The following is a 597-nucleotide window of genomic DNA, read 5'->3' on the forward strand; positions in this document are numbered from 1 at the left end:
AACTGACACGCCAGAATCTTCCCGCCAACGATATCCCGCGCATACTGGTTCGCCGCATTGACGTTCGGATAGGTAGCCATCAGTCAAACTCATCGAATTCATTCCCGTCATCGTCCGGATCCTTTTGTCCGCTGGTCATGCGAAGACGACTGAGCGGATCTAACCCCAACAGAGAGCCGAGGCGGGCAAGCTGGGAAACCGAGTCATTCCGGACATTAACTGCAGGGTGTTTTTTCAGGCCCCCCATTTCACTTTCTGAGGTCAGTCCGCTGGCCAGCATTTTTTCGGCTTCGAGCATCAGATGAAAAGCATTGCAGTAAGCCAGCAACAAAGGTGCGTCCTCCAGCTCAAACACCCCTCGGTCGATGAGTATTTTGCTTTGCGTCTTCCACATTCTTATTGCCGCCTCCCCCATTAACTCAGCGGGAGGCGCAATACGTGTTAATTTGCTTTTTTGCCCGGTGGGTAAAGTGGGTTTTCGGCCACCACCGGACGATCGAATTCCTCCGGCCATAAACGTTCCTTTGATAGATGAAACCTTCCGGAAAAAAGTTTCTTATTTCTGGCGTGTAAAAATAGACTTCAACGGGCAGTCCC

General features: G+C 51.3%; 1 protein-coding gene. It reads right to left on the reverse strand.

Annotated features, from left to right (window positions below):
* Nucleotides 1-79 precede the first annotated feature (79 nt).
* On the reverse strand, nt 80-514 hold the full coding sequence (locus tag AS136_RS25945; protein WP_012542168.1) for a phage terminase small subunit P27 family: 435 nt from the start codon (nt 512-514) through the stop codon (nt 80-82).
* Between the last annotated feature and the right edge of the window lie 83 nt (nt 515-597).

Origin of the sequence: Klebsiella sp. D5A (genome assembly GCF_001620885.1) — a bacterium.
In the GTDB taxonomy this organism is placed as follows: Bacteria; Pseudomonadota; Gammaproteobacteria; order Enterobacterales; family Enterobacteriaceae; genus Klebsiella; species Klebsiella variicola.